At 67.2% G+C, this 20,949-nt stretch carries 16 protein-coding genes; 14 read left to right on the top strand and 2 right to left on the bottom strand.

The annotated features are described in order from the left end of the window. Positions 1-59 precede the first annotated feature (59 nt). The 14 genes from ACYYG1_RS10715 (at position 60) to ACYYG1_RS10780 (ending at position 17,653) form a co-directional block, all read left to right on the top strand. Positions 60-1,085, top strand: a complete 1,026-nt coding sequence (locus ACYYG1_RS10715) for a glycosyltransferase family protein (protein ID WP_461210301.1) — start codon at positions 60-62, stop codon at positions 1,083-1,085. A 216-nt stretch (positions 1,086-1,301) separates the two neighbouring features. Next, on the top strand, positions 1,302-4,562 hold the full coding sequence (gene carB, locus ACYYG1_RS10720) for a carbamoyl-phosphate synthase large subunit (protein ID WP_461210302.1): 3,261 nt from the start codon (positions 1,302-1,304) through the stop codon (positions 4,560-4,562). A 54-nt stretch (positions 4,563-4,616) separates the two neighbouring features. Continuing rightward, positions 4,617-6,029: an amidophosphoribosyltransferase gene (gene purF, locus ACYYG1_RS10725; protein WP_461210303.1), complete on the top strand. Its 1,413-nt coding sequence runs from the start codon at positions 4,617-4,619 to the stop codon at positions 6,027-6,029. Between the two features lie 8 nt (positions 6,030-6,037). Beyond that, on the top strand, positions 6,038-7,030 hold the full coding sequence (locus tag ACYYG1_RS10730) for a KpsF/GutQ family sugar-phosphate isomerase (RefSeq protein WP_461210304.1): 993 nt from the start codon (positions 6,038-6,040) through the stop codon (positions 7,028-7,030). A 23-nt stretch (positions 7,031-7,053) separates the two neighbouring features. Continuing rightward, positions 7,054-8,688: an ArnT family glycosyltransferase gene (locus ACYYG1_RS10735; protein WP_461210305.1), complete on the top strand. Its 1,635-nt coding sequence runs from the start codon at positions 7,054-7,056 to the stop codon at positions 8,686-8,688. 3 nt (positions 8,689-8,691) lie between these two features. Next, the gene (locus tag ACYYG1_RS10740; RefSeq protein ID WP_461210306.1) at positions 8,692-9,219 is read left to right on the top strand and encodes a YkgJ family cysteine cluster protein; all 528 of its coding nucleotides are present in this window, start codon (positions 8,692-8,694) and stop codon (positions 9,217-9,219) included. Between the two features lie 153 nt (positions 9,220-9,372). Further along, entirely contained in the window at positions 9,373-11,736 is a 2,364-nt protein-coding gene (locus ACYYG1_RS10745; protein ID WP_461210307.1) for a penicillin-binding protein 1A, read from the top strand. 315 nt (positions 11,737-12,051) lie between these two features. Then, a complete protein-coding gene (locus ACYYG1_RS10750) occupies positions 12,052-12,945 on the top strand; it encodes a flagellin N-terminal helical domain-containing protein (protein WP_461210308.1) in 894 nt (297 codons plus the stop codon). A 171-nt stretch (positions 12,946-13,116) separates the two neighbouring features. Continuing rightward, positions 13,117-13,479, top strand: coding sequence for a cupin domain-containing protein (locus ACYYG1_RS10755; RefSeq protein WP_461210309.1), 363 nt, complete (start codon positions 13,117-13,119; stop codon positions 13,477-13,479). Between the two features lie 14 nt (positions 13,480-13,493). After that, the gene (locus ACYYG1_RS10760; protein WP_461210310.1) at positions 13,494-13,838 is read left to right on the top strand and encodes a phenylpyruvate tautomerase MIF-related protein; all 345 of its coding nucleotides are present in this window, start codon (positions 13,494-13,496) and stop codon (positions 13,836-13,838) included. A gap of 202 nt (positions 13,839-14,040) precedes the next feature. Then, complete coding sequence (locus ACYYG1_RS10765; protein WP_461210311.1) at positions 14,041-14,811, top strand: MlaE family ABC transporter permease; 771 nt, start codon at positions 14,041-14,043, stop codon at positions 14,809-14,811. Positions 14,812-14,821: 10 nt separating this feature from the next. Next, positions 14,822-15,577, top strand: coding sequence for an ABC transporter ATP-binding protein (locus ACYYG1_RS10770; protein ID WP_461210312.1), 756 nt, complete (start codon positions 14,822-14,824; stop codon positions 15,575-15,577). A 61-nt stretch (positions 15,578-15,638) separates the two neighbouring features. Next, entirely contained in the window at positions 15,639-17,153 is a 1,515-nt protein-coding gene (locus tag ACYYG1_RS10775; protein WP_461210313.1) for an MlaD family protein, read from the top strand. Further along, complete coding sequence (locus ACYYG1_RS10780) at positions 17,153-17,653, top strand: metallophosphoesterase family protein (protein WP_461210314.1); 501 nt, start codon at positions 17,153-17,155, stop codon at positions 17,651-17,653. Before ACYYG1_RS10775 ends, ACYYG1_RS10780 begins: the two co-directional genes overlap by 1 nt. Positions 17,654-18,648: 995 nt before the next feature. Here the strand turns inward: ACYYG1_RS10780 and ACYYG1_RS10785 are convergent. Further along, positions 18,649-19,542 carry a flagellin N-terminal helical domain-containing protein gene (locus ACYYG1_RS10785; RefSeq protein ID WP_461210315.1) on the bottom strand — a complete coding sequence of 298 codons (894 nt, stop codon included), beginning with the start codon at positions 19,540-19,542 and terminating at the stop codon, positions 18,649-18,651. A gap of 231 nt (positions 19,543-19,773) precedes the next feature. Then, the gene (gene hemW, locus ACYYG1_RS10790) at positions 19,774-20,919 is read right to left on the bottom strand and encodes a radical SAM family heme chaperone HemW (RefSeq protein WP_461210316.1); all 1,146 of its coding nucleotides are present in this window, start codon (positions 20,917-20,919) and stop codon (positions 19,774-19,776) included. Between the last annotated feature and the right edge of the window lie 30 nt (positions 20,920-20,949).

Genomic DNA, 20,949 nt, shown 5'->3' on the forward strand with positions numbered 1-20,949 from the left:
TTGCGATGTGGTTCCAAGGGCAAAGGGAAAGTGACCGCTTAGGCGGGAGTGGACGACCCATGCGCATCCTGAACATCGACGGCGCGTATTTCGTGCGCGCCTTCCGGGAGTCGGGGCACGAGGTCCTGACCGTGGGCGAGGCCGCATCCTCGGACCTGCGCCTCGCCGAGGTCGCGTCCCTCAGGCGCCTGCTGGAGTTCATGGAGGGCCGGGATTTCAGGCCGGACCTGGTTGTGTGGTGCGACAGCGGCCGCCCGCCCACGGTGGTGGGCTTCGAGGCCCTGCCCGCGCCCCTGGTGGGCTTTTCCATCGACCAGTACTGCAATCCCTGGCACGTCCCGTTTTCCGCCGCCTTCGACCTGATGCTCCTGGCCCAGAAGGACTACCTGCCCCTGTTCGATCACCGCGACCTGGTGCGCGGGACCGAGTGGTTCCCCCTGTTCTGCGACGCGGTCAAGGACGCGGACCCGGGCGTGGAGCGGGACATCCCCGTGGGCTTCGTGGGCACGCTCACCGGGTCCATCAACTCGGGGCGCATGGCCTTCATGGAGCGCTTCCGCAAGCGCCAGCCCCTGATCCTGCGTCAGGGCGCGTACGCCCCGGTGTTCGGCCGCAGCCGCATGGTGGTCAACCAGAGCGCGGCCGGGGAGATCAATTTCCGCACCTTCCAGGCCGCGGCCTGCGGGGCCGCGGTGCTCACCGAGGACATCGCCAACGGCCAGAACGAGATTTTCACCCCGGGCGAGGACCTGCTGGTCTACCCGCGCGGGGACGCCGAGGCCGCGGCGGCCGTGGCCGGGGAGTGGCTGGCGCGGCCCGAGGCCCTGGCCGAGGTGGCCCGGGCCGGGCGCGACCTGGTGCTGTCCGCGCACAGCGACCGTGTGCGCGCGCGGACCATCCTGGAGCGCGCCGAGGCGCTCATCCGCCGTCGCTCGTGGATCTGGCGCAAGGACAACCAGCCCGTGGTGCGCCGCGAGCTGTCCAAGGCCTACGCCATGCTCGGCGCGGACGAGGGCCTGCCCATCCCCGGCGAGCTGCGCGCCCAGTACGTGCGTCTGGCCCAGCGCTACGCCCAGGCGGGGTAGGGGAGACGGGGCGAAACTCCGCGCGGGCCGGCCGGGAACGCCCGGGCCTTTTCGCTGGACTCCCGGCACTGGCTGAACTATAAAACCCGCAACCATTTCACCGGGAGCGCCCCCCCTCCGAACGCGACGGTTTCACCCGTCCGGGCGGCACGCCTCAAGCGCCCGGCCCCTCGGGACCGGGGCGACACGCGAAAACCTGAACACCCGATCGAGCACATGCCCAAACGTACCGACATCTCCAAGATCATGCTCATAGGCTCCGGCCCCATCGTCATCGGCCAGGCCTGCGAGTTCGACTATTCCGGCACCCAGGCCCTCAAGGCACTCAAGGAGGAGGGCTACGAGGTGATCCTGGTCAACTCCAACCCGGCCACCATCATGACCGACCCGGAGCTGGCCGACAGGACCTACATCGAGCCCATCGAGCCCGAGACCGTGTCCCGCATCATCGCCAAGGAGCGCCCCGACGCCCTGCTGCCCACCCTGGGCGGCCAGACCGGCCTGAACACGGCCCTGGCCGTGGCCGAGATGGGCACCCTGGACAAGTACGGGGTGGAGCTGTTGGGCGCCACCCGCGAGGTCATCGAAAAGGCCGAGTCCCGGGAGCTGTTCCGCGCGGCAATGGAGAACATCGGCCTCAAGGTCCCGGACAGCCGCATCTGCCGCAACCTGGACGACGTGCGCGAGGCCGCCAAGGAGATCGATTTCCCCATCATCGTGCGCCCGGCCTACACCCTGGGCGGCACGGGCGGCGGCGTGGCCTACAACCTCGAGGACCTGGAGGCCATCGCCTCCCAGGGCCTGGCCGCCAGCCGCACCTCCGAGGTCATGCTCGAGCGCTCCATCCTGGGCTGGAAGGAGTACGAGCTGGAGGTCATGCGCGACAAGAACGACAACTGCGTGATCATCTGCTCCATCGAGAACCTGGACCCCATGGGCGTGCACACGGGCGATTCCGTCACCGTGGCCCCGGCCCAGACGCTGACCGACGTCGAGTACCAGCAGATGCGCGACGCCTCCCTGGCCATCATGCGCGAGATCGGCGTGGAGACGGGCGGGTCCAACGTGCAGTTCGCCGTGAACCCGGCGGACGGCGAGCTGGTGGTCATCGAGATGAACCCCCGGGTGTCGCGGTCCTCGGCCCTGGCCTCCAAGGCCACGGGCTTCCCCATCGCCAAGATCGCGGCCAAGCTGGCCGTGGGCTACACCCTGGACGAGATTCCCAACGACATCACCCGCGAGACCATGGCCTCCTTCGAGCCGACCATCGACTACGTGGTGACCAAGATCCCGCGCCTGACCTTCGAGAAGTTCCCGGGCACCGAGGACTTCCTGACCACGGCCATGAAGAGCGTGGGCGAGGCCATGAGCATCGGCCGGACCTTCAAGGAGTCCCTGCAAAAGGGCCTCCGCAGCCTGGAGACGGGCATGCCCGGCCTGGGCAAGGAGTTCGGCAAGCCCGCCTGCTCCGAGGACGAGATCCTGCCCCTTTTGCGCCGGCCCAACTCCCAGCGCCTGTATTGGGTGCGCCAGGCCCTGCTCGCGGGCATGAGCCTGGAGGCCATCTTCGAGGCCACGACCATCGACCCCTGGTTTCTGCGCCAGATCCAGGACATCGTGGCCATGGAGGATGAGATCCGGGCCTTCTCCCTGGACCACGGCCTGGATCCCCTGGATTCCGAGTTCCGGCATCTGCTGCGCCGGGCCAAGGAGTACGGCTTCTCCGACCGCCAGCTCTCGGCCCTGTGGAAGCGCGGCGAGGACGACGTCCGCCGCCTGCGCCAGGAGGCCGGGGTGGAGCCCACCTACTACCTGGTGGACACCTGCGCCGCGGAGTTCGAGGCCTACACCCCGTATTTCTACTCCACCTACGAGACGGGCAGCGAGGTCAGCCCGGGCGAGGGCAAGAAGGTCATCATCCTGGGCGGCGGCCCCAACCGCATCGGCCAGGGCATCGAGTTCGACTACTGCTGCGTGCACGCCTCCTACGCCCTCAGGGACATGGGCGTGACCTCCATCATGGTCAACTCCAACCCCGAGACCGTGTCCACGGACTACGACACCTCGGACAAGCTGTATTTCGAGCCCCTGACCTTCGAGGACGTCCTGAACATCATCGAGTTCGAGCGCCCGGACGGCGTCATCGTGCAGTTCGGCGGGCAGACGCCCCTGAACCTGGCCGTGCCGCTTCTGAAGGCCGGGGTGCCCATCCTGGGCACCAGCCCGGACTCCATCGACCGCGCCGAGGACCGCGAGCGCTTCCAGGCCCTGCTGCGCAAGCTGGGGCTCCGGCAGCCCGCCAACGGCATCGCCATGAACGTGGACGAGGCCAAGCACGTGGCCGTGGAGATCGGCTACCCCGTGGTGGTCAGGCCCAGCTACGTGCTGGGCGGCCGGGCCATGCAGATCGTCTACGACCAGGAGGCGCTGGAGGCCTACTTCCGCGACGAGGTCAAGGTCGCGCCCGAGCACCCCATCCTCATCGACAAGTTCCTGGAGAGCGCCATCGAGGTGGACGTGGATGCCCTGTCCGACGGCAAGGACGTCTACGTGGCCGGCATCATGGAGCACATCGAAGAGGCGGGCATCCATTCCGGCGACTCGGCCTGCGTGATTCCGCCCATCACCCTGGGCAACCTCACCGTGGATGAGATCAGCCGCCAGACCGTGGCCCTGGCCCGGGAGCTGGACGTGGTCGGCCTGATGAACATCCAGTTCGCCATCAAGGACGGGGTAATCTACATTCTGGAGGTCAACCCCCGGGCCTCGCGCACCGCGCCCTTCGTGTCCAAGGCCACGGGCGTGCCCCTGCCACGGCTGGCCACCAAGGTCATGATGGGCGAGCGCTTGAAGGACCTCGATCCCTGGAGCATGCGCAAGTCCGGGCACGTGTCCGTGAAGGAGAGCGTGTTCCCCTTCAACCGCTTCCCGGGCGTGGACGTGCTGCTGGGACCCGAGATGCGCTCCACGGGCGAGGTCATGGGCATCGACTCCAATTTCGGCCTGGCGTTCCTGAAGGGCCAGTTGGCCTGCGGCCAGAAGCTGCCCACCTCGGGGCGGGTGTTCATCTCGGTGAACGACCGCGACAAGGAGGGCATCGTGGACGTGGCCCAGACCTTGAAGCAGCTGGGTTTCGAGATTCTGGCCACCAAGGGCACGGTGGACTTCCTGGAAAAGCGCGGGGTGGAGGCCGAGGTGGTCTTCAAGGTCCACGAGGGCCGGCCCCACGTGGTGGACCGCATCAAGAACGGCGAGGTGGACCTGGTCATCAACACCGCCTCGGGCGGCAAGACCAGGGGCGACTCCACGGTCATCCGCCAGAACACGCTCTTGTACAACGTGCCCTACACCACCACGGTGGCCGGGGCCCGCGCCATGGCCCACGCCCTGCGCGCGCTCAAGGAAAACGAGCCGGGGGTCAAGAGCCTCCAGGAATACTACGAGGCGGCCTGCGGCTGTCCCGCCCCCCGTGGGTAGGGCGCGCCGCGACCGGGCATCTCAGCCCGCCCCCCGGGCGGCACGGAACTGTGCATGAAACGCGAATACTGCGGACTGTTCGGCATCTACGGCAACCCTGAAGCCGCCCACATGACCTATCTGGGCCTCTACGCCCAGCAGCACCGGGGCCAGGAGAGCGCGGGCATCGTCACCTGGGACGGGGACAAGCGCTTCATCCGCGAGCAGAAGGGCATGGGCCTGGTGGCCGACGTGTTCAACGAGCGCCACCTGCAAAAGGAGCTCAAGGGCGATGTGGCCGTGGGCCACGTGCGCTACTCCACCACCGGGGCCTCCCTGATCCGCAATGCCCAGCCTTTCCTGGCGCGTTTCGGCGGCGTGCAGGTGGCCATCGCCCACAACGGCAACCTTTCCAACGCCAGCGTGCTGCGCCGCGAGCTGGAGGACGCCGGGACCATCTTCCAGACCACCATGGACACCGAGATCATCGTGCATCTCATAGCGCGCAGCATGTCCACGGGCATGTCCATCGAGGACGCCGTGGGCGCGGCCTGCCGCAAGGTGGAGGGCGCCTTCTCCCTGCTCATCCTGGCCGACGACAAGCTCATCGCCCTGAAGGACCCCAACGGGTTCCGGCCCCTGGCCATGGGCAGGCTCGGCGACGGCTACGTGTTCGCCAGCGAGACCTGCGCCTTCGATCTGGTGGGCGCCGTGACCCAGGACCCGGTGGAGCCGGGCACCATGGTCATCATCGACCCCGACGGGATGCGCACCGTGCGCTACGCCGAGCCGCGCCAGCGCAGCCAGTGCATCTTCGAGCTGATCTATTTCGCCCGGCCGGACTCCGACGTGTTCGGCCAGAACGTGTACCAGCGGCGCAAGGCCATGGGCGCGGCCTTGGCCCGCGAGGCGCCCGTGGACGCGGATTTCGTGATGCCCTTCCCGGACTCGGGCAACTACGCGGCAGTGGGCTACTCCCAGGAGTCGGGCCTGCCCTTCGAGCAGTGCATGATCCGCAACCACTACGTGGGCCGGACCTTCATCAAGCCCTCCCAGGGGGACCGCGACTTCTCCACGAACATGAAGCTCAACCCCGTGCGCAGCATGGTGGAGGGCAAGAGCATCGTGGTGGTGGAGGACTCCATCGTGCGCGGCACCACCATCCGCACGCGCATCAAGCGCCTGCGCGACCTGGGCGCGCGCGAGATCCACATGCGCGTGTCCTGCCCGCCCATCCGCTACGGCTGCTACTACGGCATCGACTTCCCGGACCGCCAGCAGCTCATCGCGGCCCAGGAGTCCGTGGACGACATCGCCCGGCAGATCGGCCTGGACAGCCTGCACTACCTGACCATCGAGGGCCTGTTGTCCTCGGTGCGCCACCCCGAGGATTTCTGTCTGGCCTGCTTCAACGGCAACTACCCCGTGTGCCCCTGCGAGGGCCAGGACAAGGACTGCCTGGAGACCATCCGGGGCATGAAGGCATAAGGAGCGGCATGGGACCCAAGGCGTTTGAACGGGACTGGCTGGGCCTGGCCCGGGAAACCATCGGCATCGAAGCCGAGGGCCTCGCCCGCGTGAGTTCGCGCCTGGGCGAGTCCTTTGTGGAGGCCCTGGACCTCATGGCCGGGTGCGCCGGGCGCGTGGTGGTCACGGGCCTGGGCAAGTCCGGGCTGGTGGGCCGCAAGATCGCGGCCACCCTGTCCAGCACGGGCACCCCGTCGTTTTTCCTGCATCCCGTGGAGGGCGCCCACGGCGATCTGGGCATGCTCCGGCCCGTGGACGTGGCCCTGGCCATCTCCTACAGCGGGGCCACGGATGAGCTGAACGCCATCCTGCCCGCCATGCGCGCGGCCGGGGTGCGCATCATCGCCCTCACGGGCAAGCCCCATTCCCACATGGCCAGGCTGGCCGACGTGGTCGTGGACGTGTCCGTGGAGCGCGAGGCCTGCACCCTGAACCTGGCCCCCACGGCCAGCACCACCGCCACCCTGGCCGTGGGCGACGCCCTGGCCGTGTGCCTCATCGAATGGAAGGCCTTCAAGGCCGAGGATTTCAAGCGCTGCCACCCGGGCGGAGCCCTGGGCACGCGCCTGCGCCTGTCCGTGGCCGACCTGATGCACGTGGGCGACCTGCCCGTGGCGCGGGAGGACACGCCCTGGACCGAGGCCCTGGGGATTCTGACCCGGGGGGGCCTGGGCGCCCTGGCCGTGGTCGACGGGGGCGGGAAGCTCAAGGGCATCCTCACCGACGGCGACGTGCGCCGCGTGGCCTGCTCCGGGGGGCTGGCCCCCGAAACCCCCGTCTCCTCCCAGATGACCGCCGACCCGGCCCACGTGGACGCGCAGGCCTCGGCCGCCGAGGTCCTGGACCTGATGGAGGAGAAGGCCATCACCGTCGTGCCCATCGTGGACGCCGAGGGCGGCCTGGCGGGCATGATCCACCTCCACGACCTGCTGGGCAAGGGTCTGCTCAAGTTTTCGGGCTGAGGCCCAACAACGCGGACGTGTCCATGAGCATGGCGAAGGACCCGAGGGAATACAGGTTGTGGGGATGCCGGCCGGAAGTCTGGGCCGGTGTTCTCATTTTGGGCACCACGGCGCTCAGGGTCTGGTTCGTGCTCTCCGGGCAGCTGGATCTGGTGCAGGACGAGGCCCAGTATTGGGACTGGTCGCGCACGCCGCAGCTCTCCTACTTCACCAAGGGCCCGCTCATCGCCTACATCATCGGCTTCTGGACCTGGATATTCGGGGACACGCCGCTGGGCGTGCGCTTTGGGGCCGTCCTGGGCTCGTGCCTGGCCCAGTGCATCGTGTTCCTGGGGGTGGGCGTGCTCTGGAAGCGCCCCCGGCTGGGCGTGCTCTGCCTGCTGGTGCTGAACGGCGTGCTCCTGTTCATGGCCTCGGGCGTGCTCATGACCACGGACAACCCCCTCATGGTCTGCTGGTGGGCCGCGCTGTTCCTGCTCTACGAGGCCGGGCGCAAGCCCGAGCGGCGCTGGCCCTTCGTCGGCCTGGCCGTGGCCCTGGCGCTGGGCACCTGGGCCAAGTACATGATGCTGGCCTTCGCGGGCACGGCCGTGCTCTACGGCCTGCTGCTCAGGCGGCGCATGCTGGACGGCGGCCCGTTCTGGAAGCGCCTGGGCGTCGCCCTGGGCGTGGGCTGCGTCCTGGGGCTGGCGCCCATCCTGGTCTGGAACCTGGCCAACGACTTCGCCGGGTTCCGGCACGTGGCGCATCTGGGCGGCGTGTCCGGAAAGAGCGCCCAGGGCTTCATCCGTTTCGACCGCTTCCCGGAATACCTGGGCAGCCAGGCGGGCCTGCTCCTGCCCTGGTGGTTCGCTTTCTGCGTCTACGGGGCCTGGGGCGCACTGGCCCGGACCTTCGACGGCCGGGGCCGCGCCGCGCGGATCATGGCCGCCCTGGACTACCGCCAGTACGCGCTCCTGGCCGCCGGGTTCTGGCCCGTGTGGGGCTTCTTCCTGTTCTGGGCCTTCCACACCAAGATCAATCCCAACTGGTCCGCGGTGAGCTACGCCTCGGGTTTCATCCTGGCCGCCGTGGTCTGGGACCACGCCTGGCGCGCCCTGTCCGGCCGCGACTGGCGGGTCTGGCTGTGGCCCGCGCTGGGCGCGGCGATCTTCGGCCTGTTTTTGGCGCACGACTCCCTGCCCATGCCCTGGCGCGTGGAGGGCACCATCCCCTTCACGGACCGGCATATCGAGATCGAGAACCCCGTCCTGCACCTCAAGGGCTGGAGCGATCTGGGCCGCGAGGTGGACGAACTCAGGCGCACGCGCTTCGCGGACCCGGACAAGGTCTTTTTCTTCGGCAGCAACTACGACGTCACCGCGGCCCTGTCCTATTACGTGCCCGGCCGGGCGCGGGCCTTCTGCCTGGACACCGGGCGCAGGCTGAACCAGTATGACCTCTGGCCCGGGCCCGAGGGAAAAGAGGGCTGGGACGCGATCTACGTGCGCCAGAAGTTCAAGGGCGACCCGGAATCCCAGGTCCTGCCGCTTTTTGAAAAAATCGAGCAAATGCACTATCAGTCCATCCATGGGGGCCAGCCGGCCAGGAGGTTCACCATCTACCTCTGTCGCGGCTTCAAGGGGAACTGGCCCCGCAGCGTGGGAACGGGATACTGAGACATGGGCGATCCGCATGTGTGCGCGCGTTGCGCGGAATCCGAGGGCACCTGCTGCCGGCTCGAACCCGGGCTGGAGGAGATGTGCTTTCCCCTCTCGGAGATGGAGCGGGACCGGATCCTGCGCGAGCTGGCCGGGGACGCCGGGGCCTTTGCGCGCCAGGCCAACACCCCGGGCTTCGTGCGGAACATGCATTCCCTGTTTCCCGGGGAGGAGGCGGACGTGGACGTCCTGTTTCCGGCCCGGGGATTTCACATCAGGATGGCCACGGACGAAACCGGACGCTGCCGCCTGCTCGGGCCGGAGGGCTGCGTCCTGTCCCGCGAGGCCCGTCCGTATTACTGCCGCCTGTTCCCCTTCTGGTTCCAGGGCGGCGCATTGTATGTCTTCGCCTCCGAGAGCTGCCGGGCGCAGCGGGAGGCCGGGGCCAGGAGGCGTCTCCTGTCCCTGTTCGACGTGACGGAAAAACAGCTCAAGGACCTGTACGGCAGGCTGCGCCTGGCCTGGGGCCTGTCCCCGACAGGCCGTTGAAAAACAGCGATCTGCTTCGTTGCTGCGAAAAACACAAACCTTCGCGTACGGGGAGTACGCGTCGGCCTTGTCCTTTTCTTGCGCCTCGCATCTCACTATTTTTGAACGGCCTGCGCAAAACAACTGGTTCAACAATTTGATAACGGTACCTATATGAAAAAGTTTCTCATAGCTTTGGCCGCCCTGTTCGGCGGCGGGATGATCCTGGCCGTGGCCCTGGCGGGCGGCATGTACTATTGGGCGTCCCTGGACCTGCCCGACTTCAAGCGCATCACGGACTACAATCCGCCCCTGGTGACCACGGTGCTGGCCCGCGACGGCCAGGTGCTGGGATATTTCTACAAGGAACGCCGCTTCCTGGTGACCATCGACGAGCTGCCCGCCCACGTCTCGCGCGTGTTCCTGGCGGCCGAGGACTCGGGCTTCTACGAGCATGAGGGCGTGGATCCGGTGGCCATCTTCCGGGCCACGATCAAGAACCTCCAGGCCGGGCACGTGGTCCAGGGCGCTTCCACCATCACCCAGCAGGTCATCAAGTCCCTGCTCCTGACCCCGGAGCGCAGCTACCAGCGCAAGATCAAGGAGGCCATCCTGGCCTACCGCCTGGAGAGCTTCCTGACCAAGGACGAGATCCTGACCATCTACCTGAACCAGATATTCTTCGGCGCGCGCTCCTACGGGGTGGAGGCTGCGGCCAGGACCTATTTCGGGGTCCACGCCAAGGACCTGACCCTGGCTCAGGCCGCCATACTGGCGGGCCTGCCCAAGGCCCCGAGCAAGTTCAACCCCTTCCACAACCCCGAGGGCGCCATCGGCCGGCAGCATTACGTGCTCTCGCGCATGCTGGACCTGGGCTGGATCACCAAGGACCAGTACGACCAGGCCATGGCCGAGGAACTGGTCTTCAAGAGCATGGAGGATCCGTCCTGGAAGCAGGGCGCGTACTACCTGGAGGAGGTGCGGCGCCGTCTGGTGGAGCGCTTCGGCGAGGACCAGGTCTACAACGCGGGCATGATCGTGCGCACCGGCGTGGACCTCTCCCACCAGGTGGCGGCCGAGCTGGCCGTGCGCAAGGGCCTGGAGGCCTCGGCCCTGCGCCGGGGCTGGACCGGCCCCATAGAGCACCTGGAGGACGAGGCCGAACGCGAGGCCTGGCTGGCCGAGAACCCCGTGGCCCCCGAGGCCCTGGCCGAAGGGGAGTGGGTCAAGGTCCTGGTGGCGAAGGTGGCCAGCGACGCGGCGCAGGTGCGCTTCGGCGAATTGTCCGGCGTCATCGCGGCCAAGGGCCTGTCCTGGGCCCGCACTCCGGATCCGTCCAAGGCCCCGGAGGACGTGCCCCCGGTCAACGACTGCACCCGGGTGCTCAAGGCCGGTGACGTGGTCTGGGCCGAGGTCCTGGCCGTGCCCGAGGCCGGGAAGGGCAAGCCCGCCTCCTGGCCCCTGGCCCTCAGGCGGCGGCCCGAGGTGCAGGGCGCCATGGTCTCCGTCGACCCGCGCACTGGCGAGGTCGTGGCCCTGGTGGGCGGCTATTCCTTCGAGGACAGCCAGTTCAACCGCGCCACCCAGGCCCACCGCCAGCCCGGATCGGCCTTCAAGCCCATCGTCTATTCCGCGGCCCTGGACAACGGCTTCACCCCGTCCTCGGTGCTTCTGGACGCGCCCATCGTGTACACGGACAACGAGACGGACAAGGTCTGGAAGCCCGAGAACTTCGAGGGCGTGTTCTACGGGCCCACGCTGCTGCGCACGGCCCTGGTCAAGTCCCGCAACTTGGTGACCATCCGCGTGGCCCAGCGCCTGGGCGTGAAGACCATCATCGACCGGGCCAAGGCCCTGGGCCTGGAGGCCGAGTTCCCCGAGGACCTCTCCGTGAGCCTGGGCTCCGCGCCGGTGACGCCCCTGAACCTGACCCGGGCCTACACGGCCTTCGCGCGCGGGGGCAGCTACGTGCAGCCGCGCCTGATCCTCTCGGTGAAGAGCGCCTGGGGCGAGGACCTCTACGCCTCCGAGCCCGAGGTCACCGAGGCCGTCAGCCCGCAGACCGCCTTCATCATCACCTCCCTGATGAAGGAGGTGGTGCGCGACGGCACGGGCTGGCGCGCCCGGGTGCTCAAGCGCCCCGTGGCCGGCAAGACCGGCACGTCCAACGATGAGCAGGACGCCTGGTACGTGGGCTTCTCCCCGTACCTGTTGTCCGTGGTCTGGGTGGGCTTCGACCAGGTCACGCCCATGGGCAAGTACGAGACCGGCTCGCGCGCGGCCTCGCCCCTGTGGGTGGACTACCGCATGGCCGTGGAGGCCCAGTACCCGGTGGAGGACTTCCCCCAGCCTCCGGGCGTGGTCATGGCCCGCATCGACGCGTCCAGCGGCCTGTTGGCCGGTCCGGACACGGAAAGGACCTACTTCCTGCCCTTCAAGGACGGCACCCAGCCCAAGGAGACCGCCCAGGGCTCCGCGGGCGGCCCCAGCCCGGCCACGTCCTCCAAGGGCGAGGACCTCCTGAAACAGATATACTGATCGTCCGCGTGACGATTTCCACGCCGCATCCCTTCGGGGGTGCGGCGTTTTTTTATGGATGCACGGGCGGGCGCGGCGGAAAAGCCTGAGCATCGGGCCGATTGCCAGCCCCTTGTTTTGCGCCGTGTTTTCAGGGGCTCCGGGGGGAGTGTGAGGAAAAATGCGCGGATCGCGGAAAAAAACCTAAAGTTTCCTAAACTCAAGTCGATAAGTTGTCCAAGTGGGGAGGGGCAACAGATTCGCCGCAGTGAGCGCGATCACAAGCCCCGACAAGTCGTTTTTTACGGCAGCATAGACATTCAAGGAGGAAAGGCTATGTCACTCATCATCAACAATAACCTGATGGCGGCCAACGCGTCGAGGAACCTGAGCATCTCCTACGGTGCTCTGCAGACCTCGGTGCGTCGCCTGTCGTCCGGCCTGAGAGTGGGGATCTCGGCGGACGACGCGGCGGGGCTGGCCGTGCGCGAACTCATGCGCGCGGACATCGCGTCCCTGAACCAGGGAGTGCGCAACGCCAACGACGCCATCTCGATGATCCAGACCGCGGACGGCGCGCTCCAGGTCATCGACGAAAAACTGATCCGCATGAAGGAACTGGCCGAACAGGCGGCCACGGGCACCTACAACTCCGACCAGCGCCTGATCATCGACTCCGAGTATCAGGCCATGGCCTCGGAAATCACCCGTATCGCCAACGCCACGGACTTCAACGGCATCTACCTGCTGAACGGCAACCTCTCGAGCACCACCCACACGGGGTCGACCCTGCAGTCCTCGGGCAAGCTCAAGGTGCACTTCGGCGCCGGCAACGATTCGAGCGAAGACTACTACTACGTGACCATCGACAACTCCACCGCGTCGGCGCTGGGCGTCGGCAACCAGGCGGCGTCCACGTCCGCCGGGTACAGCATCTCCACCCAGTCCGCGGCCCAGGCCGCCCTGGACGGCATCAAGGACGCCATCGTGTCCAAGGACAAGATCCGCGCCCAGTTGGGAGCCATGCAGAACCGCCTGGAGAACACCATCACCAACCTGCAGATCCAGTCTGAAAACCTGCAGGCCGCGGAGTCGCGCGTCTCCGACGTGGACGTGTCCACGGAGATGACCAACTTCGTGCGCAACCAGATCATGTCGCAGACCGCCGTGGCCATGCTGGCCCAGGCGAACTCCCTGCCCAGGCTGGCCATGAACCTCCTGGGGGGGTAGACGGCGGGCCCATGAGCGGCTGAGAGGCCCGCTCCGACAACCACAACTGCGGTTTTCAGGCTTGCGACACCTCACACTGCATCTCTCCACCCACAAAGCGGGGCCCCAGGGCCCCGCCTTTGTTTTGGCGGCGGCCTTTTCAAGGACGCGGGTTTGCGGCATAGATCAATCATGAAAACAGCCTACGGGGACATCACCCCCTACGTGACCAAGGACGGTTCCCTGATCCGGGAACTCATGCATCCGTCCGCGCACCCGGTGCGCAATCTTTCCCTGGCCGAGGCCGTGGTCCGGCCCGGGGCGGCCACCCTGGCCCACGCGCACCGCCGGGCCGAGGAGCTCTATCACGTCACGGCGGGCAGCGGGCGCATGTTCCTGGGCGGGGAGGCCTTCGACGTGGGGCCCGGGGACACCGTGCGCATCGGCCCGGGGGTGCGGCACCACGTGGAGAACACCGGCAGCGGGGAGCTGCGCATCCTGTGCTGCTGCTCCCCGCCTTACGGACACGAAGATACGGAGCTCAAGGATCCCTGAGCAGGAGGAGAATCATGCCGTTCATCAAGGTCAAAACCAACGTGGCCCTGGACGAGGGGCGCAGGAATGGTATCCTGGAGGGGCTCACGGCCCTGGCCTCGGAGCTGACGGGCAAGCCCGCCCAGTGGGTCATGGCCTGCGTGGAGGACGGGGCGGCGCTGGCCTTCGCCGGTACTCGGGAGCCCGCGGCCTACGTGGAGTTCAAGAGCATCGGCCTGGCCGAGAACGTCTGCGCGGACCAGTCCGCCGGGATCTGCGAGTTCGTGGAGCGGGAGCTGGGGGTGCCCCAGGCCAGGGTGTACATTGAGTTCAAGAACCTGGAGCGTTGCCTGTTCGGCTGGAACGGGGCCACGTTCTGAGCCCTGGGGCGCGGGCGGTTTCGTCCGGCGCTCCATCCCGTGGAGAGCGCTTAAAACGGCGCTGGGCATGGCTTTCGCGTCTGGCAAAGCTCTTCGATTGATGATAAACCCTGGTTTCCTTGAGAGGCCCCTTGGGGGTGTCCCGCCCGTGGGCGGGGCGCATGGCGGGCGGCCGGCAATTTCGTTCTGCGACGGACGTGTGATGAATCGATTCCTGGAATGGCTCGGGCGCTGGACCCTGGATGCGGTCTCGGAAATGGGCCGCATGATGCTGCTCATGGCCGAGGCCTGCGCCTGGCTCGCGCGGCCCCCGTGGCGGGTGCGTCTGTTCTTCAAGCAGATGGAGTTCGTGGGCGTCCGCTCCCTGTTCGTGGTCTGCCTGACCTCCCTGTTCACGGGCATGGTCCTGGCCCTGCAGACCTACTACGCCTTCCGCATGTTTTCCGCCGAGAGCCTGGTGGGGGCCACGGTCGCCCTGTCCATGACCCGCGAGCTGGGGCCGGTGATCACCGCGCTGATGGTCACGGGCCGGGCCGGATCGGCCATCGCCGCGGAGATCGGCACCATGCGCGTCACCGAGCAGGTGGACGCCCTCACGGTCATGGCCGTGAGCCCGGTGCAATACCTGGTGACCCCGCGCGTGCTGGCCGGGGTGTTCATGCTGCCCCTGCTCACCGTGGTCGCGGATTTCATCGGCGTGGTGGGCGGCTATTTGGTGGGCGTGAAGACCCTGGGCATCAACTCCGGGCTGTTCATGAACAAGATTTACGAGCTGGTGAAGACCGACGACATCCTTGAGGGCATGTACAAGGCCGCCGTCTTCGGGGGCATCCTGGCGCTGGTGGGCTGCTACAAGGGCTTCTACACCAGCGGCGGGGCCGAGGGCGTGGGCCGGGCCACCACCGAAAGCGTGGTCCTGTCCTCGGTGCTGATTCTGGCCAGCGACTACGTGCTCACCGCTCTGATGATGTAGGCTGGGAACCATGGAACCGATCATCGAACTCAAGGACGTGCGCAAGGCCTTCGGGGCCCATGAGGTGCTCAGGGGCGTGGATCTGGCCGTCAGGCCGGGCACGGTGAGCGTGATCATCGGGCGCAGCGGCGGGGGCAAGTCCGTGCTGCTCAAGCACATCATCGGGCTGCTCAAGCCCGACTCCGGGGACGTGCGCGTCCAGGGCGTGAGCACCGTGGGCCTGTCCGAGCGCGAGATGACCGAGGTGCGCAAGGGCTTCGGCCTGCTGTTCCAGGAGGCCGCGCTGTTCGACTCCATGACCGTGGCCGAGAACGTGGCCTTTCCCCTGGAGGAGCATGCGCGCATGCCCGCCGGGGAGGTGGCCGGGGTGGTGGACGCCAAGCTGGCCGCCGTGGGCCTCTCGGGCCAGGGCTACAAGATGCCCTCGGAGCTGTCCGGCGGCATGCGCAAGCGCGTGGGCCTGGCCCGCGCCATCGCCCTGGACCCGGCCATCGTGCTCTTCGACGAGCCCACCAGCGGGCTGGACCCGGTGATGGCCGCCAACATCAACGATCTCATCCTGCGCACCCGCGACGAGTTCGGGGCCACCTGCGTGGTCATCAGCCACGACATCCAGGCCACCTTCGCCATCGCGGACGAAATTTTCATGCTCTACGAGGGGCGGATCATCGCCAGCGGGCCTCCCGAGGCCCTCCGCGAGTCCGACGACCCCGTGGTGCGGCAATTCATAGAGGGCAGGGCCGAAGGGCCGATCCAAATCACCTGAGCGGCGAAACGCCGCCTGGGCGCGCCCGCCCCACGGGGCGGACAAGCAAAGAGAGACTGTCATGGCCTTCAAGACTGGGACGGAAATCAAGGTCGGTTTGTTCGTGCTCATCGCCATCCTGGCCCTGGGCTACATGTCGCTGCAGGTGGGCTCCGGCTCCATGTTCGGCGACGACGCCTACGAGCTGGTGGTGACCTTCGACAACGTCACGGGCCTCAAGGTGGGCGCACCCGTGGAGGTGGCGGGCATCGAGGTCGGCAAGGTCAGCGGCATCGGCCTTGAGAACGGCCGGGCTCGCCTGGTGCTGGCCGTGAACCGGGGGGTGCGCGTGCGCGCCGACGTCACGGCCATGATCAAGTCTCGGGGCGTTCTGGGCGACAAGTTCGTGGAGCTGGCCGGGGGCTCGGACAGCTATCCGCAGCTGGAGGCCGGGCAGAGCATCCAGCGCTCGGACCGCAGCGCGGACCTGGAGCTGTTGTTCCAGAAGGTGGGCCAGATCGCCGACGACATCGGCGCGGTGGCCAAGAGCGTGGCCTCGGTCATGGGCGGCCCCCAGGGCGAGCGCGACCTGCGCCTGACGTTCGAGAGCCTGCGCGACCTCAGCGTGGGCCTGAACCAGATGGTGCAGTCCAACATGGAGAGCGTGAACATGCTGGTGGAGAACCTGCGCGAGTTCTCCACGGACCTGCGCGACGTCTCCGGCCGGAACAAGCAGGGCATCAACACCATCATCGAGAATTTCGAGGTTGCCTCGGGCCAGCTGCGCACCACCCTGGACAGGATGGGCTCGGTGCTGGAAAAGATCGACAGCGGCCAGGGCGCGATGGGCGCCATGATCAACGACGAGCAGATGGGCAAGGACCTCAAGCAGACCATGGCCTCCCTGCAGAGCGTGGCCAGCAAGATCGACGAGGGCCGGGGCACGCTCGGCAAGCTCATCAACGACGAGGAGACCGCCGACAACGTGGACAAGGCCCTGGAGGGCATCAACCGCTACCTGGAGAAGCAGGACACCTTCAAGACCGTCCTGGACTACCACGGCGAGGTCCAGTCCGAGACAGGGGACATCAAGTCCTACCTGAACCTGGAGCTGCACCCGGGCAAGAGCCACTACTATCTCCTGGGCTTGGTCTCGGACCCCAAGGGCCGCACCGAGGACACCGACACCACCTACAAGACCTGGTCCGGCGGCTCCTATTCCGAGCGCCGGGTGGTGGAGGAGGAGACCAAGCGCGACGGCCTGAAGTTCAACGCCCAGATCGCCAAACGCTGGGACGACCTGGTGCTGCGCGGCGGCATTTTCGAGTCCACGGGCGGCGTGGGCGCGGACTACTATTTCTGGGACGACAGGCTGCAGGCCTACTTCGAGGCCTTCGACTTCGACCAGGACGACCCCGCGCACCTCAAGGCGGGCATCAAGTTCCACTTCCTGAAGAACTTCTACGTGGCCGCCGGGTGGGACGACTTCGCCAGCACCTCTGGGGACAGCACCTTCTTCGCGGGCGCGGGCCTGCGCTTCACCGACGAGGACTTGAAATACATCATGTCCAGCGCGCCCGTGCCGGGGATGGATTGATGTTCATTGCCTGTGTCTCCGACACCCACGCCGGCGAGGCCACGCCTTGGATGCGCGCGGTGTACGACCGCTACCTCGCGCCCGCCGACCTGCTGCTGCACACTGGCGACATGACCGGCCCGGGCCTGTGGTCCTTTTTCATGCAGCATCCGGGGTTCAACGCCGTGGCCGGGAACATGGACGAGTGGTCCCTGGCCTCGGAGCTCACCCCCCGCCTGTCCCTGACCGCCGGGGACCTGACCATCGGCATGGCCCACGGCAACGGGCTGGGCGGGCGGCCCCTGTGGCGGGCCGTGGCCGAGTCCTTCGGCCCGGGGTACGGGCTGGTCTGCTTCGGCCACACCCACGAGCCCGCCTGGGAGCAGGTGGGCGGCACCCGCGTTGTGAACCCCGGCAGCCTGCGCGAATCGGGTGCCCGGCCCACCCTGGCGTATGTGCGGGTGGGGGATGAAGGGGAGTTGGAGCGGGAGCTGGTCGAAGTGCCGAGGAATTTGGGCTGAAACCGTTCCTGACCTCGGACTCTTTGATTTAAGAGTCGTAATGCGGAAGCAATGAGTTCCTCCCGTTTGGCAGGTTGGCTGGGCGGGAGGTTTTTTTGTCGTGGTGCAGAACCAAAAGTGCCCTCCCCCCCCCTCCCACCGCGCTCCCTCGCGGGTAGGGCGTTGGTTTGTCGGGAATGATGGGAGAGGTAACGCGGCCGCGCCCCATGCGGGCACGGGGGGCTTCGCTTCGGGGGGCTCCACCCTGGTCGCTGCGCCCCCCGTACCCGCATGGGGCGCTGGGAAGTCGCGGTGGTGCGGTCCCTTAATGATTCTTCCCCTCGTGTCGCGGCACAGGTGATGCCGCCCCGTCGCACGAGCCCGGCTCCGCTTCGCTGATTACCATCGCAGCCGCTGCGCCGGGCAGCGCGCCGGGGCTTGGGGAGCAGGTGGGGCAGCATCGTAAATAGTACGGCACCATGGGGCCAAGTATGTTTCTGCCCAGCGCCCCCATCCTCCTTGTCAGGTAGGATACTTTCCCTTTTCTCTGTCGCGTTCTCGGACCGGGGGAGAATCTTCGCTGACGCCCAGCGCGTAACGCGGGAGGGCACGTCTGGTTTTGCGCTAAAACAAATCGGCGTCCGGCCAATCAGACCGTCCGTGCGACGCAGAGGCGTATCGCGTAGCCCCGCCAAAGCCCCTGCCCCGCCGACACGCGCGGCTTTCATGGGAGGACACGCCTTGGCGTTACCCATACCTATGAGGGTGCGGTAACGCCTTTGCCCCACAAGGGGAGCAGGGGAGTCCAGGGGGGCTTGCCCGGCCCCTTTGGTAGCTGCTTCAAATGCGCAAGCGTTTGAACCAGCTGTCCCCCGGCCGCCCCCATCATCACAAAAGAGCGCCCCCCTTCTGCGCAGAAAGGGGGGCGCTGTGTTTGTTGTGTGCGTTGCCAGGTGCCCGAGACGCCCGAAAGCGGCTCTCATGCGGCGATCAGGCGGCCAGGACGGCCTGCCCGATTAACCGCCCAAGAGCTGCATGGCCAGCCTGGGCAGCGAGTTGGCCTGGGCGAGCATGGCCACTGCGGCCTGCGACTTGATCTGCTGACGCACGAAGTTGGTCATTTCCGTGGCCACGTCCACATCGGAGATGCGGGACTCGGCGGCCTGCAGGTTCTCGGACTGGATCTGCAGGTTGGAGATGGTGTTCTCCAGGCGGTTCTGCAGAGCGCCGAGGTTGGCGCGGATGTTGTCCTTGGACACGATGGCTTCCTTGATCCCGTCCAGGGCGGCCTGGGCCGCGGACTGGGTGGAGATGGAGTAGCCGGCCGAGTCCGTGGCCGCGGAGTTGCCGACACCCAGGGCCGAGGCCGTGGAGTTGTCGATCTTGATGTAGTAGTAGTCCTCGCTCGAATCGTTGGCCGTGCCGAAGTGGACCTTCAGCTTGCCGGTGGAAACCAGGCCGGATCCCGAGTGGGTGTCGCCGGAGAGGTTCCCGTTCAGGAGATAGATGCCGTTGAAGTCCGTGGCGTTGGCGATACGGGTGATTTCCGAGGCCATGGCCTGATACTCGGAGTCGATGATCAGGCGCTGGTCGGAGTTGTAGGTGCCCGTGGCCGCCTGCTCGGCCAGTTCCTTCATGCGGATCAGCTTCTCGTCGATGACCTGCAGTGCGCCGTCCGCGGTCTGGATCATCGAGATGGCGTCGTTGGCGTTGCGCGCGCCCTGGTTCAGGGCGGCGATGTCCGAACGCATCAACTCGCGGATGGCCAGTCCGGCCGCGTCGTCGGCCGCCGTGCCGACACGCAGGCCCGAGGACAGGCGACGGACGGAGACGCTGAGTTCGCCGTACGAGGACCCCAGGTTCCGGGCGGCGTTGGCCGCCATCAAGTTGTTGTTGATGACCAGAGACATGTTGTTGTTCCCTCCTTGAGAGTGTGTACAGCTTCCCTGCTGCGGTTGAGGATTGCGCCGTGTGCATCTCTCTTCGGCCTCTAGGGGAAGGAACTTTAGGGGGCTTGTGGCAAAAGCCTGGGGCGCGCCGGTTTACGCGGCGCGGCGCGAAGAGGCCCCGGCGAAGAAATTTTCGCCGGGGCCTAAAGCATCCATGGGATTTTTGGGGTCGTCGGCCCCGAAAAAGGGGGGTCAGGCCGAGGGGGGCTCGTCGCTGAACAGGTTGGCCAGGATGGTGTCGGAAACCAGCATCCCGGTCCTGGACAGGCGCAGGTACCCGCCGGAGATGCGGATCAGCTCGTTCTGCCGCAGCGCCCGCACCAGGGGGCCGAATTCCTCGATGAAGTTGCGGCCCGCGAGCTTCTTGTATTCGGCCAGGCGCAGGCCGCGCGAGGTGCGCAGGGAGAGCATGACCAGCTCGCGCAGGCGGGTGCGCTCGTCCAGGGACTCGAAATCCGCGCCCAGCTCGCCCTGGGCCACGGCCCGGGCGTATTCCCCGAGGTCCTCGGGGTTCTTCCAGCGCCGGCCCGTCAGGGTGGACACCGCCGCCGGCCCCAGGCCCAGGTAGTTCTTCCCGTCCCAGTAACCCTGGTTGTGGCGGCTGGTGAAGCCCATGCGCGCGAAGTTGGATATCTCGTACTGCAGGTAGCCTTCGCTTTCCAGATACTCGGCCCCGTGTATGTACATCTTGGCCAGGTCGTCCTCCGGGGCGATCTCCAGGTCCACCTTGCGGGCCAGGCGTTCCAGGGGGGTGCCGGGCTCCAGGGTCAGGCCGTAGCAGGACAGGTGCTCCGGGCGCATGCGCACGGCCTCGCGCAGGTCGGCCATCCAGGTGTACAGGCGCTGCTTGGGCAGGCCCCAGATGAGGTCCAGGGAGATGTTGGCGAAGCCCACGTCCCGGGCCAGGCGCACGGCGGCCCGGGCCTGGTCCGCCGTGTGGCGGCGGCCCATGGTGCCCAGGTAGTCGTCCCGCAGGCTCTGCACGCCGATGGACAAGCGGTTCACGCCCATGGTCAGCAGGCCGTGCAGGTGGTTCATGTCCAGCATGGAGTCCGGGTTGGCCTCCAGGGTGCATTCCAGGTCCGGGGACAGGGCGAAGTTGCGTTTGAGCGCCGCGAACACCGTGGCCAGCAGGGGCTGCTGCACCAGGCTCGGGGTGCCGCCCCCGAAATACACGCTGGTGACCTTGGGGCGCTTGAGCTTGCGGCCCCAGTATTCGGCCTCCTTGCGCACGGCCTCGGCCCAGCGCGCGGGGTCGCCCGCGCCGGGCACCACGGAGTGGAAGGCGCAGTAGGCGCATTTGCTGCGGCAAAAGGGGACGTGGACGTAGATCAGCATGGCGTGCGGGCCTGGCGATGTTTTGCTAAC

Source organism: Desulfocurvus sp. DL1XJH-121, from assembly GCF_054819825.1.

Coding starts and splice junctions, on each gene's coding strand:
- ACYYG1_RS10715 (WP_461210301.1), top strand. CDS start 60: ATGCGCATCCTGAACATCGACGGCGCGTATTTCGTGCGCGCCTTCCGG.
- carB (WP_461210302.1), top strand. CDS start 1,302: ATGCCCAAACGTACCGACATCTCCAAGATCATGCTCATAGGCTCCGGC.
- ACYYG1_RS10780 (WP_461210314.1), top strand. CDS start 17,153: ATGTTCATTGCCTGTGTCTCCGACACCCACGCCGGCGAGGCCACGCCT.
- ACYYG1_RS10770 (WP_461210312.1), top strand. CDS start 14,822: ATGGAACCGATCATCGAACTCAAGGACGTGCGCAAGGCCTTCGGGGCC.
- hemW (WP_461210316.1), bottom strand. CDS start 20,919: ATGCTGATCTACGTCCACGTCCCCTTTTGCCGCAGCAAATGCGCCTAC.
- ACYYG1_RS10730 (WP_461210304.1), top strand. CDS start 6,038: ATGGGACCCAAGGCGTTTGAACGGGACTGGCTGGGCCTGGCCCGGGAA.
- ACYYG1_RS10750 (WP_461210308.1), top strand. CDS start 12,052: ATGTCACTCATCATCAACAATAACCTGATGGCGGCCAACGCGTCGAGG.
- ACYYG1_RS10760 (WP_461210310.1), top strand. CDS start 13,494: ATGCCGTTCATCAAGGTCAAAACCAACGTGGCCCTGGACGAGGGGCGC.
- ACYYG1_RS10740 (WP_461210306.1), top strand. CDS start 8,692: ATGGGCGATCCGCATGTGTGCGCGCGTTGCGCGGAATCCGAGGGCACC.
- ACYYG1_RS10785 (WP_461210315.1), bottom strand. CDS start 19,542: ATGTCTCTGGTCATCAACAACAACTTGATGGCGGCCAACGCCGCCCGG.
- ACYYG1_RS10755 (WP_461210309.1), top strand. CDS start 13,117: ATGAAAACAGCCTACGGGGACATCACCCCCTACGTGACCAAGGACGGT.
- ACYYG1_RS10775 (WP_461210313.1), top strand. CDS start 15,639: ATGGCCTTCAAGACTGGGACGGAAATCAAGGTCGGTTTGTTCGTGCTC.
- ACYYG1_RS10735 (WP_461210305.1), top strand. CDS start 7,054: ATGAGCATGGCGAAGGACCCGAGGGAATACAGGTTGTGGGGATGCCGG.
- ACYYG1_RS10745 (WP_461210307.1), top strand. CDS start 9,373: ATGAAAAAGTTTCTCATAGCTTTGGCCGCCCTGTTCGGCGGCGGGATG.
- ACYYG1_RS10765 (WP_461210311.1), top strand. CDS start 14,041: ATGAATCGATTCCTGGAATGGCTCGGGCGCTGGACCCTGGATGCGGTC.
- purF (WP_461210303.1), top strand. CDS start 4,617: ATGAAACGCGAATACTGCGGACTGTTCGGCATCTACGGCAACCCTGAA.